We start from the raw sequence: 12,898 nt of genomic DNA, 5'->3' as shown, positions 1-12,898 counted from the left end.
AGCATTTCCGCGTTTCGGAGAAACGCGGAAATGCTCTAGGGTGGAGTCAGACGGGCAGCGATTGGCTCGCGTCACCTGAACGCCGCTGTCGCCACTCGGCGAGAGGGACATGGCGAGCCTGGCTGCGTGGCTCTACGGCTGCGTCCTGCTGTGCGCGGTCGCGCGGGCTTCGCATACCCCGCTTTCGCCCAACCCACCTCGACCTCCGGCCGGTATCGGCAAGGAGCAGTTCGACGCGCTGGTCGAGGCGATCGGCGCGGCCGTCGTTCGGAAGCTGGACGCCCGCCAGGCGAAGGGCACCACAGCTCCGCCCGCCGCTCCGGCCGAAGCTCGGGAAGACGAACTCGAAGGCCGCGTCAGCGAATTCGTCGCGCGCAGCCGGGAGGCGCTCGCCGCCTTTCCCGAACTCGCGCGGCGCCTGATCGCGCTCCTCTACCTAGTCAGGGAGGCGGGCGCCGGACGTAGCCTCTCCGCCTTCCTGGCGGTGTAAGGAGCGTGATCAAAAAGGCGGAGCAAAGCGCTGCGCGGCACCATGCAATCGCTCTGGCGAGGAATACGTCGGCCCAGGACTGCGCCATATGCATCGTCACTGCCCCGCTTCCGTAGCCAGCGCCAGTTCGGCCCGCGATCGGTTCTGGGCCGAGCTCGCGGCCGCAGCAGCGGCCTGATCGCCGCCCGCGCCCATCGTCTGGACGGCGACCATCGAGTCCGCGAACTCGATCCCCACGGTCGGGAAGGTCGTGACCATGGTCTTCACCGCGACCCGCTGGACATAGCTCGGCTGGATCGGCTTGACGGTGAATTTGAAGCGAACCAGGATCGCATTGTCCAAGATGTCGGCGACGCCCTGCATGCGCAGCGGAGCGATGAAATCATTGGCGAATTCGGGGTCCGCCTGCATCTGGTCGCCGATCTTCTTGACCGTCTTGCGCAGCTTCTCGAGATCGGTGTCGCGCTTGAAACGGAGGTTGAATTTGACGGTCGCCCAGTCCCGGCTGAAATTGGTGATCTGGCCGAGCTGACCGAACGGAATGGTGTGGACCTGCCCGTTCTGATGGCGCAGCCGGATCGAGCGCAGCGTAAAACCCTCGACGGATCCCTTCGCCTTGCCGCAATCGATGTACTCGCCGATGCGGAAGGCATCGTCGCTCAGGTAGAAGATGCCCGAGACGATGTCGCGGACGAGCGCCTGGCTGCCGAAGGATAAGGCCAGCCCGAACACTGACGCCCCGGCCAGAAGCGGCGCGATATTGACCCCCATCTCCGAGAGCACGATGAGCAGCGCCAGCACGCAAATCGTGATCGCAAGCACGACCCGCAACAGCGGCAGCATGGTCGCAAGGCGGGAGCCGGAGCCGCCGCCCTCCCCTCCGGCCGCAGCGTCGGCGGCCGTCGCCGGTGTCGCGCGGGTGAGGAAATCGACCAGCTCCCAGGCCACGAAGGCGAGGAACAGCGTCACGGCCGTCGCGAGAGACGAACGGGCGAGCGTCCGCCAGCCCTGCTCGTCGACGAGCGCGAAGACATCCACGATCCAGCTTTGCGCGACGAAGACCATGATCGCGAGCAGGATGGCTGTCCGGATGCAACGAATGACGACATCTGTGAAACCGCGAGGCGCCGGCATCGCCGCCACATCCGCAACGGGCTCGGCGACCGGCTCGCCCTCCGCGAGTGCGGGCACGGCCGCCGGGCGTGGCCGCGTCAGGTAGCGCGCCAGCGTTTGAAACAGGATTAATGCGATCAGCGCATTGAGCGTCAACAGCACGGCATTGGGCACGGTGTAGCGCGCGACCACGGCGCCGTAGACCTGGGTGAGCCCGAGCGCCAGGAAAAGCGGCGCCGCGACGGTGAGCCAGTGAGCGCCCAGCCAGCCGGCCAGGCTGTTCCGAGCCGAGGCCAGCCCGGCCAGCCAGCGGCCGACGGCGAGGCGCGAGCGCACGGCCATCCAGAAGACGAAGCTCAGCACGAGGCTCGTCACCAGGATCTGACCGGCGGCGATCGCCTCCGCCGGGGTCCCGGTCGCGATCAGCAGGCGGATCACGATCCGCAGGGCCATGATCAGGAGGACGATCAGAGTGATGCGGCGATACAGGGCGGCGGCTTCGCCATCGTCCATTGCCGCGAGGCGGGCGCCGGCGAGGCCTGGCCGCAGTACGAAGCGGAAAGCCAGCATGTAAAGCCGCCAGGCGAAGATCCCCGCCAGGATCGCGGCCGCCAGCTTGTCCTGGCCGACGCCGCGGGAAAACCAGATCCCGATCGCGCCATAACTGACGAGCCAGACGGCGGCGACGCCGACAAGATCGAGCGCCAGGATCGCGCCGATCGGCAGCAGCGCAGCGGGGCCGGGTGTCGCGGCAACTCTTATACCCAGGCGCGTTCGCAGACCGCCGAACAGCGCGGCCACGAGCCGTTCGACGGCGAGCGCCAGCGCCGCGGAGATCAACAGCAGCAGGAGAAACGCCGATAATCCACGGCCATCGCCGGCTTGGACGATCAGCCGGGGAAATTCCGCCAGCCGGCGGCCGAGTTCAGGGAAAGCCGCCAGCGCGGCAGCGCCTCTGTCGACGAACTGCGCCACCCGGGCTTCGAGCGGATCCGGCGTCGCGGCGCTGGCAGGGTCCGAGGCCCCTCCTCCCGCCGCCGGCGCGGGAGCCTTCAGCTTCGCGACGACCGATCGACCGATAGCTTCGACAAGTGCGTCGAACTGTTCCTGACTGATCCCGGCAGGCGGAGCCGGGGTTTGGGCGAGCGCTGGAAGCGAGAGGACCTGAAAACATAAAAACAGGCAGAATAGAGGCGAGATCGCCAGCGATCTCAAAGCTGACCTAACTGGATACCAAACGAATTGTTTCCAATAAGACATCGCAGCGTGACAACTGGCCATCAGGTCAGAAAAACAGCCTAAATCAATTTTGGCAAACAGGCTCATGGCGCCGACATCATCCGCTGCTCTATATAATGAAATTCAACAGCTCAAGACAATAACTTCTTTAGAAGTTTAATTTTACCACGAATGAATTATGATCATATCATTTTACATATGAAAATTATAGAGTATCGATCTGAATTGACCGACGCCTCCTATAGGATCAAGGTTAGTCGATGAGAACCGCGCCGACAAGCTTCACGACCTCTGCAAGATCAAGTTTATGCGCAGGCGCTCCATCGCATGTCCCGCCGGGGAATTGCGGCAGGGCGGGCTATCACTAGGGAATGTGGAGCTGATGTCCCAGGAACTCGTGTCTCCTGAACTCACGTCCCGAGAGCGCATCTCCCCTGGCGGCGCGCGACGGCCGGCGCCGTTCAGCTGGGCGCCCCACCGGCTCCTGGTGGCGCTTGCATGCGCCCTTCTCGCCTCGGCCAGCCTTGCCGAAGAGCGGCCTGGCACGGAGGCGACCACCTCGGAGGCCGAGCCGTCAGCGACAGGGCCGGTGATCTATATCGACGCCTCCGCGACAATGGCGAGATCGCCAGGAAACAGCTTCGTTATTGGCCGCCGTGGATTCTTCTCGATCACGGGCAGCTCCAGCAAATCGCTCTCCATCGATGCCCCGCTGAACATCGACATCACCGACGATCTGAGTGTCTATGCGGGCTTCGATTTCGCCAGCTCCAAGACCGCTTCCACGCCATGGTCGCAGCTGGCCATCGGCAGCTTCACCTCCGGATTCGACTATACCTTCATCGAGCAAAGCCGGTTTGTCCCCGAGCTTTCGGTCTCCGGCTCGGTGTCCCGGCCTGTCAGAATTCCCGCCGGATCGGCTCTGACGACGACCTGGTCAGGGGGGATCGACGCGGATTTTTCCCTCGACGAGTCGGGAAACCGCGGTCTCATCGCAGGCCTCGCGCTCACCTATGTCACCGTCAATTCCGGGCCTGGCCAGCTTCAGCCGCTCTATGGCGGCTATGTCGGGGCCTATCATCAGTGGGAGGCAGGCTGGAAGCTTACGGGAAAGGCCGGCTACGCGACCTTTGGCGGCGGCAATCTCGGCACGGTCATTCGCGCCACACCGGCCCGACAGGTCTTTGCGGTCGTGGAATTCGAAAAATACGATGCCGCCGACAACAAAATTTTCGGCGTCGGGCTGGCCGGAGCGCTGTCGCGGAGCACGACCGGCAAGACGAGCACCTCCGTCCAGCTCGTCCTGTCCGTGCCGCTTTACCTGACCCGGAAACACTGAGTTTCGGCCAGAGGTCACAGGAAACCCGCAAACGGAACCCTGCAGACAGCGCGCCGGCCGGTCGCATCGGTTCAGGCTCTGCTGCTTTTCAAGCCTGCTTGGGCGGCTCCTCGATGGCTTTGCCAAGCCGGTCAAGCTCGAGCGAATAGCAGAACAGGGCAAACAGCACCCAGAGCACGATGAAGCCCCTGGCCAGGGCCTGGTCGAGCGAGGGCAGCGCGGCGAGCTCGGGCAGGTGCCGGAAAAACAGCACCGAGAACACCGCACCGCCAAAGAAAAAACTGGAGCGGCCGGCAAATTGGACGAGGTGACCGAGGAAGGGGCTGTGGACAGGCACCGCGACCGCGGCCCAGCGATAGCGCGCCCAATAGGCGCAATGCAGGGTCAATGTCGCCAGCACGATTTCCAGCTCGACGAGCCGGCTCACCTGCTGCGGTTCGCCCATCCGCAGGATCATCTGGCGAAACAACGGAAACATCACCCAGAACAGCGCCGTCGCCGCCGCCGTCTGGACAGCCAGGAGGCCAAGATAGACGGCGTCCTTCCGGAACGCCGCAAGGGTTGCGCGACGGGGCATGCCGGATGGTGCAGAGCCGTGCCGCTCATGGCAAGTCTGGGTATGGCAAGTCTGGTTATGGCGGGCCTGGTTATGGCGGGCCTGGCAAGCGCCAGAAGCTGACGTCGGGCGACCACTCAAAGCAGACATCCAAGTCGGGCTGGCGGCAATGTAGGGGCCGCGGACGTCCTGGCGCGCATCGCCGTCTCCGGCACCGTTCTGCCTCGGATCTTCGGATCCGTGCAGCCCTCGACGACATGCGCATTCGTGACCACCTGCCCGGCTGCGCTGACAAAGAAACCGGTCCCGGTCGAGGTCCTTCGTAACCGGCGGCGACGGCTCCGTTGGCGGGCTCGGAATGGCCGCGGCCCAGGTGACATTGCTGCGCCGCGTTCCGCTAGGGGACAATCAGTCTCTCATTATGCGAATTCAGTATCAATATCTTCCAATCATTCAAAAATGTGCGGATCGCCGGCTATTGATCAGCGTTTTATGTTTGATCTGTATCAATGCGGACCTAGCATGTCGGATATGAATAATGACGCGCTCGACATCCGGCAGCTTGAAGCCTTCGTGGCGGTGATGTCGGCTGGCAGCATCACCGGCGCGGCGCGGCTGCTGGACCGCTCCCAGCCCGCCGTGACCCGGCAGATCCGGGATCTCGAAGCGGAGATCGGCTACGAGCTTTTGCATCGCAGCGGTCCGCGCATCAGTCCGACGCCGCGCGGTGTGCTGTTCCATGTGCAGGTCGAGCGCCTGTTCTTCGGCCTCAAGCATATCCGCGAGCGTGCGGCGGCGATCGGAGCCGGGGCGCTGCCCGCAATCGAGCTCGCTGCGACGCCTGCGCTCGCAGCCGGCATCGTGCCGGATGCGCTCGCCGCGATGGACCCTGCGCTCCTGCCGCGGCAGATCCATATCGAGGCGCTCGCGGCCGAGGGCGTGGTGCAGCAGGTGCTGTCGCAATCGGCCGATTTCGGCCTGGCGACCCTGCCGATCGAGCATCCCGGCCTCGATGTGCACTGGATCGGCGAGGCGCCTTGCCTTGCGGCGATGGCGGAAAGCGATCCGCTGGCGCGCCATGACGTCGTCGCGCTCTCTGATCTCGCCGCGCGGCGCGTCATCACCATGGCAAACCCCTACCGGCTGCGCCGGCGGGTGGACGAGGCTTTTGCGGCAGCCGGCATCGCGCCGCGCGAATTGATCGACGCCAATGCATCGCTCACGGCGCTCGCCTTGGCGCGTCGCGGTTTGGGCATCGCCATCATCGAGCCGGCGGCGGCCTGTGGCCTGCCCGTCAAGGGCGTCGTGCTGCGCCCGCTCGACGTGACGATCCCGTTCCTGTTCGGGGCGATCTCGCCTGTCGCGCGCCCGCTCACGCCCAGCATCGCGGCGCTGAACGAGGCGCTGCTGAAATCCGCCGCTGCGCTCATCCCAGGCTTCGTGCTGCGTGACGCGGTCGGCGCCGAGATGCTGGCCGATGCCGTCTATGGCGCGGCAGACAATCAGGAGGCGCGCTCATGACCGTGTCATCCGCGACCCCGATGGGGCTGGCCGCGCTGGAAGCCCGCCTGCGTCAGGATCTGGAATGGCTGGAGCTTCCGGCAAAATCCTGGGTGCCGCCCCATCGAACTCGACAGCAGCGCTCCTTCGAAAGGACACCAACCAGACATGCTTGAACTCAAGAATTTGAGGCTGTCCTACGGAAACGCCCAGATCCTGAATGGCGTCGATCTCTCCGTGCGTCGCGGTGACGTGGTGTCGATCATCGGCCCCAGCGGTACCGGCAAGACCACGCTGCTGAAATGCATCAACTACCTGGTCAAGCCTGCATCGGGAACCATCACGTTCGATCAGATCCGGATGGATTACCAGCGCGTCGACAAGGCCGCGATCCAGGCGATCCGGTGCCGGACAGCCATGGTTTTCCAGCAATTCAACGTCTTCAAGAACATGACGGTCATTCAGAACGTGATGGACCCGCTTGTCGTCGTGCAGCGCAAGTCCAAGGACGAGGCGCGCGAAATCGCCCTGCAAGAGCTTGAACGGGTCGGCCTCTCCGCGAAGCAAGACAGCTACCCGTCGCAGCTCTCGGGTGGCCAGCTCCAGCGCACCGGCATCGCGCGTGCGTTGGCGGTTCGACCGGATGTGATGCTCTTCGACGAACCCACCTCATCGCTTGATCCTGAGCTCGTCGGTGAAGTTCTGAAGGTGATCAAGGATGTCGCGTCGTCAGGAATTACGTCTCTGCTTGTGACCCACGAGATGCAGTTTGCACGGAGCATCTCGAACCGAATTGTCTTCATGGACAAGGGCGTCGTCGCTGCCGACGGAAGCCCGACCGAGATCTTCGATACACCTTCCAGCCCACGCCTTGCCCAGTTCCTGAATTCTGAACACACCCATAACTAAGAAAGGATTCCTAGACAATGTCTACAATGAAATCACTTTCGCGCCGTCAGTTCGGTTTGGCCGTTGTTGGCGGTATGGCAATCGCGCTTTCAACCGCTGGGGCGAGCTATGCTCAGACCTCCGCCAGCCCAGTCCGGACGATCAAGATCGCGACATCGGCAGAGTCCAAGCCCCTGTCATGGGGCGCAATCGGCGTCGAGCCGCAAGGATATGAGCCCGACGTCCTGAAAGCGATCAACGCGAAGCTGCCCCAGTACAAATTCGAGATGGAAGGGGCCGCGGATATTGCGCAGGAGACCGGCCTCGTCACCGGGAAGTACGACATATCGACCGGGGGCTATTACAAGAATCCTGCACGCAGCAAGCAGTTCCTCATCCCGGAAAACCCGATGGGCGCCAGTCTGCTGAAGATCTATAGCCGCAAGGATAGCAACATCAACGAATTGAAGGATCTGGTCGGCAAGCAGGTCGTGCCCCTGACGGCCGGCGGAGGGACTTACAGGTTCGTCACCCAGTGGCAGGCAGACAACCCGAGCTACAAGCTCGACATCACGGCTTCGAACGCCGGCGTCCCCTACCCCAATCGTTTGAACGAGATTCAGAACAAGAAATACGACGCGGCAATCCTGCCTTCGAATCTGGGGCAGCAGGAAGTCATCGACAACCAGAAGCTCGACATCAAGGCGAGCGATCCGATCACCATCAACAACACCTTCATGCTGATTCACCGGGCGGATAAAAACCAGGCTTTACTTGCCGACATCGATAAGGTGCTCAAAGAGCTGAAGGCCGATGGCACGCTGAGCAAGATCTCGCAGAAGTGGTTCGGCGAGGACATCGTCGTCTACATGAAGTAGCGAATGCTCAACGCAGAGCGTCGGACGCCGTAACGTAATCGGCTCTGATGCTCTGTCGCCTTGATCAAGCGCCGCACCGAAAACCGGTTTGCCGTTTTTGGTCCGGCGCTTCAAGCGAACCATCATACGGTCGACGATCAAGCCCGGACATTGCGAGAGGGAGTGTTTCGAAGTGAGCCTTGTGGACATGTCTGCAATGATACCCGAGCTCCTCTCGGCATTGCCGCTGACGCTCGCCATCATGTTTGTGGCCCTGCTGGCCGGGTTCTGCCTGGCTCTGGTCGCGACAACATTCCGGGTCCGCAGGGTACCCGTGATCAGTCAGCTGGCCGACCTTTACGTATCCTATGCACGCAGCGTCCCCGTCGTCCTGCAGCTGTTCGTCGCGTTCTACGGGCTTCCCGTATTGGCAGGCCTGTTCGGCGTGCCGGATTTTCTGTCGGCTACGGCGGCTTCGATGTTGGGGCTGAGCATATACCACGGCGGTTATCTGTCGGAGGTCATGCGGCCTGCCTATCTGGCCGTTGACCGCGGGCAGCACGACGCCGCCGACAGCCTGGGATATAGCTTTCGGCAGAAGATCTTCCGTGTCGTAGGCCCGCAAACGATTCACATCGCACTGCCTGGATACGGAAACTCACTAATATATATGATCCATAACGTCGCCCTGGTCATGTACATAGGCGCGGCTGACGTTATGGCGACCGCACATTTGATTATGGAGCGAGATTATAATCAATATCAATTTCAAACCTACCTTGTTCTTGCAGTTATCTATTCGGCAATGTGCCTGATTGTGTGGCTCGCCGTACGCTTCTTCGAGCGTCGCTCCTCGATGTACGTACCGAACGCAGCGCCGATCAAGACCACGCTCATGGCGAGCGCCTGACAGAAAGGTCGATCAGACTATGTTTGATATGGATGTTCTGCTTCCCGATTTCCGGGATATCATGGGCGCCGTGCCTGTCACACTCGCCATGGCGCTGATCGTCTTCGTCGTCTCGACGATCATAGGCGGCCTGTTTGCGCTCGTTGAGCATCGACGGATACCGGTCCTGCGGGAATTCGTCGTGACCTACAAGGTCATCTTCAAGGGCGTCCCAAAGGTCATCGTGATCTTTCTCGTCTATTATAGTCTTCCCGCAGTCATTCAGTTCCTTGGTTCACTGGTCGGGGTGACGCTCAACGGCCATGCAACATCCAACTGGGTCATCCTCGTCGTTTCCCTGATCGCCTGCATGGCTGCGTTCCAGGCGGAGATCGTCAAGGGAGCCCTGAACTCCTTTGACACAGGCCAGTCAGACGCGGCGCATTCGTTAGGCTACAAAAACAGCCAATTGTTCCGGAGAATCCTGTTCCCGCAAATCGTTGTCTCGGCAATTCCGGACCTTGCCAGCTCGATCATGGTCATCATGAAGGCACTGTCTCTTGGCTTCGCAATCGAAGTCGTCGATATATTTGCGCAATCGCAATTAACGGCTGCATTGAATTTCTACTACCTCGAAGCCTTCTTGATCGCCGTCGTGATCTATATGGTGATCGCCTATATCGTCACGCAACTTGCCGACAGGACGGAGCGAGCCCTTCGGGTCTGGTGAAGGGAAGCCTCACTGCGATCCTATCGCCCTGTCCATGACAACGGTCGCGTCCACGTTCAGCCCGTCCGCTCGGGCCACTCCTGGTGGAGATCGTCGATGACGAAGGCGTGCGCGTGGCCGTTGTCGTCGATGCCGGCGAGGTGGGGATGATCGGCGGGCAGGTCGTCATGACTGTGAGCGATGTCGCCGATCTCATCGGACGGCCAGACACGCCTGGCGACGACGACCGACGCCAGCGTGAGCAGCGCGAAGAGGCCGAAGGTCAGGGAGACGGGCAGTGCCGCACCGAGCCATCCAGCCAGTGGGTAGGTGATCAGCCAGCAGGCATGGGATAATGCGAACTGGGCGGCGAAGACGGCCGGACGATCGGCGGCGTGGGCGGAGCGGCGGAGCAGCCTGCCGGAGGGCGTCTGGACGGCCGAATAACCCAGGCCAAGCAAGAGCCATGTCGCCAGCAACCCCGGCCAGAGGCCGGCGCTCGCAACTGTCGTCGCGGTCGAGACGGCGATGCCGTCGACCGCGAACAGGAATGCGGCCGCGATCAGCAGTACGCAGCCGAGATAGATCGCAGCCGTGAACATGACCCGTCGATCGGCAAGCTTCTCCAGCAGGCGTGGCAGGGCCAGCGCAGCGATCATCGAACCGCCGCCGAAGCAGGCCAGCGCGAGCGCGACCTGGCCGTCGCCGAGCCCGAGGCGGCCCTTCACGAACACGACCGTGTTGACGATCACCATCGCGCCGCCGGTGGCCGCCGCCATGTTGAGCGCGAGCAGGCCACGCAGACGCGGCGTGGCCAGATAGATCCGCATGCCCCGCGTGGTCTTATCGTAGATGCCGCCCGTCCGCGCCGTCGCCGGCGAGACCGGCAGCGTCACCGAGAGCACGAGCGCAGCCGAGGCGAGGAACCCCACGACCGTGCCTGAGAACAGCCAATGATAGTTGATCAGCGTCAGCAGCGCAGCAGCCAGCATCGGACTGGTCAGGCTCTCCAGATCATAGGACAGCCGGGAGAGGGAGAGCGCCTTGGTGTAGTCGTTCTCGTTGGGCAGCACGTCGGGGATGGTCGCCTGGAAGGTCGGCGTGAAGGCGGCCGAAGCCGACTGCAACAGGAAGATCAGGACGTAGATCTGCCAGATCTCGGTGATGAAGGGCAGCAGCAGGGCGATTGCCGCCCGGACCAGGTCCATCGCGATCAGGAAGGCCTTGCGCGGCAGCTGTGCCGCAAAAGCCCCCACGACCGGCGCGACGGTGACATAGGCGACCATCTTGATCGCCAATGCGGTGCCCAGAACCGTGCCCGCCTTGTCGCCGGCGAGGTTGAAGGCGAGCAGCCCGAGCGCGACCGTCAGCAGCCCGGTACCGAGCAGCGCAATGATCTGTGCCAGGAACAGGCGGCCATAGGTGCGGTTGGCGAGAACGGCGAGCATGAGATCAATCTTGCCTGATATCGAGTCGGGAATGCTGCGGGGTCAGAGGTATTTGGTGATGGCCTTGAACGCATCGATCGACTGGCGCTGATCACGCGACATCGCGCCGACGGCATGCTCGAGGCAGTGGTCAAGATGGTCCTGGACCGGCGTCCTCTTGGCGCCAGCGACGGCGCTTTCGACCGCCTGCAACTGCTGGGCGATGTCGAGGCAGTTGCGCCCCGCTTCGGTCATCTCGATGACCTTGCGCAGCTGTCCTTCTGCCCGCCTCGGGCGCCTGGCTATGTCGGGATGGCTGGCGTGGACATGTGGTTCTGACATCGCTTGATCGTATCCCCCTGGATAGGATGCTGTCAAAGCGGTCGCCTGCGGACGGCGGCAAGGAGAAGAGCGACGAGGCCGGCCGCAGCGTGGCTGGTGACGAAGGCGTGCGGGCCGCCGAAGGCGATGACACTCATGGCTGGTTCTGGCGCAATCGCGGCAGCAAGGATGTTACGATCCGGCTGAAGACCGACGGAGTCTATACCGAGATCAAATGTATGGTCTGACGACCTCGACAGTGGGGCCGGCCGGGCGCTTGGCGCTCCAGCCGGTCCCTTCACCTGGGAGAAGCCGACGATCACCGCACCTATATGAGAGAGGTCGAGCCGCATGAGTTCGATGCCGAGCTGCAACGTGGCGCATAAGGAAGTTCGGAGACACTCCGTGCAAAATCGAGGAACCTGGGAGCGCTCACGCCGATGAAAGCCGCCCTGGCTCGCCTCTGGTTGAGGAACGCGCTTGGCGCGTTGACCGGACTCGCTGCTTTGGGTTTAGCCGTCCTGGTCGCGTGGGACAGCGGCACCCCAGCCGACACTTCGCCGCCGGCCAGGATTGCACTGGCGGTGCTGGGTGATTCCAGCAGCCATTCCTATCAGGATAGCCTGAGCTTCCCGCCGGGTTCCGCCAGCCGCGGCGGTGCGTTTCACGCCCGTACCTTCCAGTGGATCGAAGTGCTGGCGCGCCTGCGTGGCAATGAGCTCAATCCCGGACCCTGGGTACAGTGGGGGCAGCCTAGTCAAATGGCCTGGCTGCGCGATCTGATCGGGCGGCATGCCGGTCGGACGCCAAGAAAGGAGGATTACCTTTATAATTTCGCGAATTCTGGCGCAACTTGCAGGAATCTGATGGGTAGTCCGCTACAGCGTTATCCTCAGGCGCCGCGACTGGTGGAGCTGATGGACCATGACCCTGGGCGCTGGCGCAACGGCATCGTCGTCATCCGGATCGGCAATAATGACTCGTCGGCAGTGATCGATGACCAGGCGCGCGATCCCAAGGCGCCTGAGGTCCTTGCTGCGGCGGCGTATTGCGTGGAACAGATCGCGGCTGCCATACGCTTGATCCTTGCCGCTCATCCCAAGACCCGCATCCTGTTGGTCGGCACGGATAATGAGGTGAATGACCCGACGATCGACAAACGTCATTCCACTGCGGCCATCGCCAACATTCAAACCGCCTTCGACGACTTCAACGCCCAGCTGCGTGAGCTGGCCAGTACCGACGCGCGCATCGCCTTCTTCGACCTCGGAGCCTGGCTTGAGGGCCTTTGGGGCAGACGCGGCCCCGACGGCACTCCGGCATTCAAGACCGTCACCATCGGCGGAAAGCTGCGCGTCACCAACACCGTCGGGGACGAGCCCACTCATGCGGAGCTGGCGGATCATCACGGCGGCCTTGTCTGGAATGCGCTATGGGCACAATCGCTTGTCATGCGCCTGCGCGAGGCCTTCGATCTGCCTTTGACACCGATCAGCGATGAAGAGGTGGCACGCTTCGTCACCGCCCGGTGAGCAGGTCAGCACTCAAGTCCCGCCATGACGGCGGGCGT

Annotated in this window: 14 protein-coding genes; 10 read left to right on the top strand and 4 right to left on the bottom strand. The window is 62.7% G+C overall.

The window, feature by feature from the left end; all coding sequences use genetic code 11:
- Window positions 1-109: 109 nt before the first annotated feature.
- Window positions 110-490: a hypothetical protein gene (locus ACSQ3P_RS02640; protein WP_436164100.1), complete on the top strand. Its 381-nt coding sequence runs from the start codon at window positions 110-112 to the stop codon at window positions 488-490.
- Between the two features lie 96 nt (window positions 491-586).
- Here ACSQ3P_RS02640 and ACSQ3P_RS02635 read toward each other — a convergent pair whose 3' ends face one another.
- Complete coding sequence (locus ACSQ3P_RS02635; protein WP_436164099.1) at window positions 587-2,578, bottom strand: mechanosensitive ion channel domain-containing protein; 1,992 nt, start codon at window positions 2,576-2,578, stop codon at window positions 587-589.
- Window positions 2,579-3,224: 646 nt separating this feature from the next.
- Here ACSQ3P_RS02635 and ACSQ3P_RS02630 point away from each other — a divergent pair.
- Window positions 3,225-4,181: a hypothetical protein gene (locus tag ACSQ3P_RS02630; protein ID WP_436164098.1), complete on the top strand. Its 957-nt coding sequence runs from the start codon at window positions 3,225-3,227 to the stop codon at window positions 4,179-4,181.
- A gap of 88 nt (window positions 4,182-4,269) precedes the next feature.
- Here the strand turns inward: ACSQ3P_RS02630 and ACSQ3P_RS02625 are convergent, their stop codons facing one another.
- Window positions 4,270-4,758, bottom strand: coding sequence for a hypothetical protein (locus ACSQ3P_RS02625; protein WP_436164097.1), 489 nt, complete (start codon window positions 4,756-4,758; stop codon window positions 4,270-4,272).
- 501 nt (window positions 4,759-5,259) lie between these two features.
- Between ACSQ3P_RS02625 and ACSQ3P_RS02620 the strand changes: the two genes are divergently transcribed.
- The 6 genes from ACSQ3P_RS02620 (at window position 5,260) to ACSQ3P_RS02595 (ending at window position 9,601) form a co-directional block, all read left to right on the top strand.
- Window positions 5,260-6,258 carry a LysR family transcriptional regulator gene (locus tag ACSQ3P_RS02620; RefSeq protein WP_436164096.1) on the top strand — a complete coding sequence of 333 codons (999 nt, stop codon included), beginning with the start codon at window positions 5,260-5,262 and terminating at the stop codon, window positions 6,256-6,258.
- Window positions 6,255-6,413 (top strand): hypothetical protein, encoded by a 159-nt coding sequence (locus tag ACSQ3P_RS02615; RefSeq protein ID WP_436165188.1) that lies wholly within the window; start codon window positions 6,255-6,257, stop codon window positions 6,411-6,413. The genes ACSQ3P_RS02620 and ACSQ3P_RS02615 overlap by 4 nt, the downstream gene beginning before the upstream one ends.
- Window positions 6,406-7,146 (top strand): amino acid ABC transporter ATP-binding protein, encoded by a 741-nt coding sequence (locus ACSQ3P_RS02610; RefSeq protein WP_436164095.1) that lies wholly within the window; start codon window positions 6,406-6,408, stop codon window positions 7,144-7,146. Before ACSQ3P_RS02615 ends, ACSQ3P_RS02610 begins: the two co-directional genes overlap by 8 nt.
- Before the next feature lie 17 nt (window positions 7,147-7,163).
- On the top strand, window positions 7,164-8,003 hold the full coding sequence (locus tag ACSQ3P_RS02605) for a transporter substrate-binding domain-containing protein (RefSeq protein WP_436164094.1): 840 nt from the start codon (window positions 7,164-7,166) through the stop codon (window positions 8,001-8,003).
- A gap of 181 nt (window positions 8,004-8,184) precedes the next feature.
- The gene (locus ACSQ3P_RS02600; RefSeq protein ID WP_436165139.1) at window positions 8,185-8,892 is read left to right on the top strand and encodes an amino acid ABC transporter permease; all 708 of its coding nucleotides are present in this window, start codon (window positions 8,185-8,187) and stop codon (window positions 8,890-8,892) included.
- A 19-nt stretch (window positions 8,893-8,911) separates the two neighbouring features.
- Window positions 8,912-9,601 (top strand): amino acid ABC transporter permease, encoded by a 690-nt coding sequence (locus tag ACSQ3P_RS02595; protein WP_436164093.1) that lies wholly within the window; start codon window positions 8,912-8,914, stop codon window positions 9,599-9,601.
- Between the two features lie 56 nt (window positions 9,602-9,657).
- Here the strand turns inward: ACSQ3P_RS02595 and ACSQ3P_RS02590 are convergent, their stop codons facing one another.
- Together ACSQ3P_RS02590 and ACSQ3P_RS02585 are read right to left on the bottom strand one after the other, a co-directional pair.
- Entirely contained in the window at window positions 9,658-11,028 is a 1,371-nt protein-coding gene (locus tag ACSQ3P_RS02590) for an MFS transporter (protein ID WP_436164092.1), read from the bottom strand.
- Window positions 11,029-11,070: 42 nt separating this feature from the next.
- Window positions 11,071-11,349 carry a metal-sensing transcriptional repressor gene (locus ACSQ3P_RS02585; protein WP_436164091.1) on the bottom strand — a complete coding sequence of 93 codons (279 nt, stop codon included), beginning with the start codon at window positions 11,347-11,349 and terminating at the stop codon, window positions 11,071-11,073.
- A gap of 26 nt (window positions 11,350-11,375) precedes the next feature.
- Here ACSQ3P_RS02585 and ACSQ3P_RS02580 point away from each other — a divergent pair, with 26 nt between their 5' ends.
- Window positions 11,376-11,576, top strand: a complete 201-nt coding sequence (locus tag ACSQ3P_RS02580; protein WP_436164090.1) for a hypothetical protein — start codon at window positions 11,376-11,378, stop codon at window positions 11,574-11,576.
- Between the two features lie 192 nt (window positions 11,577-11,768).
- Window positions 11,769-12,860 carry an SGNH/GDSL hydrolase family protein gene (locus ACSQ3P_RS02575; RefSeq protein ID WP_436164089.1) on the top strand — a complete coding sequence of 364 codons (1,092 nt, stop codon included), beginning with the start codon at window positions 11,769-11,771 and terminating at the stop codon, window positions 12,858-12,860.
- The last annotated feature ends 38 nt before the right edge of the window (window positions 12,861-12,898 follow it).

Origin of the sequence: Allobosea sp. LjRoot9 (genome assembly GCF_964252745.1) — a bacterium.
Classification (GTDB): domain Bacteria; phylum Pseudomonadota; class Alphaproteobacteria; order Rhizobiales; family Beijerinckiaceae; genus Allobosea.
The sequence above is the reverse complement of the archived record's forward strand: the minus strand, read 5'-3'. Positions and strand labels throughout refer to the sequence as shown.

Bases quoted from the DNA above. Each gene is read 5' to 3' on its own strand.
- ACSQ3P_RS02640 (WP_436164100.1), top strand. From the start codon at position 110: ATGGCGAGCCTGGCTGCGTGGCTCTACGGCTGCGTCCTGCTGTGCGCG.
- ACSQ3P_RS02630 (WP_436164098.1), top strand. From the start codon at position 3,225: ATGTCCCAGGAACTCGTGTCTCCTGAACTCACGTCCCGAGAGCGCATC.
- ACSQ3P_RS02625 (WP_436164097.1), bottom strand. From the start codon at position 4,758: ATGCCCCGTCGCGCAACCCTTGCGGCGTTCCGGAAGGACGCCGTCTAT.
- ACSQ3P_RS02620 (WP_436164096.1), top strand. From the start codon at position 5,260: ATGTCGGATATGAATAATGACGCGCTCGACATCCGGCAGCTTGAAGCC.
- ACSQ3P_RS02615 (WP_436165188.1), top strand. From the start codon at position 6,255: ATGACCGTGTCATCCGCGACCCCGATGGGGCTGGCCGCGCTGGAAGCC.
- ACSQ3P_RS02610 (WP_436164095.1), top strand. From the start codon at position 6,406: ATGCTTGAACTCAAGAATTTGAGGCTGTCCTACGGAAACGCCCAGATC.
- ACSQ3P_RS02605 (WP_436164094.1), top strand. From the start codon at position 7,164: ATGTCTACAATGAAATCACTTTCGCGCCGTCAGTTCGGTTTGGCCGTT.
- ACSQ3P_RS02595 (WP_436164093.1), top strand. From the start codon at position 8,912: ATGTTTGATATGGATGTTCTGCTTCCCGATTTCCGGGATATCATGGGC.
- ACSQ3P_RS02590 (WP_436164092.1), bottom strand. From the start codon at position 11,028: ATGCTCGCCGTTCTCGCCAACCGCACCTATGGCCGCCTGTTCCTGGCA.
- ACSQ3P_RS02585 (WP_436164091.1), bottom strand. From the start codon at position 11,349: ATGTCAGAACCACATGTCCACGCCAGCCATCCCGACATAGCCAGGCGC.
- ACSQ3P_RS02580 (WP_436164090.1), top strand. From the start codon at position 11,376: ATGCTGTCAAAGCGGTCGCCTGCGGACGGCGGCAAGGAGAAGAGCGAC.
- ACSQ3P_RS02575 (WP_436164089.1), top strand. From the start codon at position 11,769: ATGAAAGCCGCCCTGGCTCGCCTCTGGTTGAGGAACGCGCTTGGCGCG.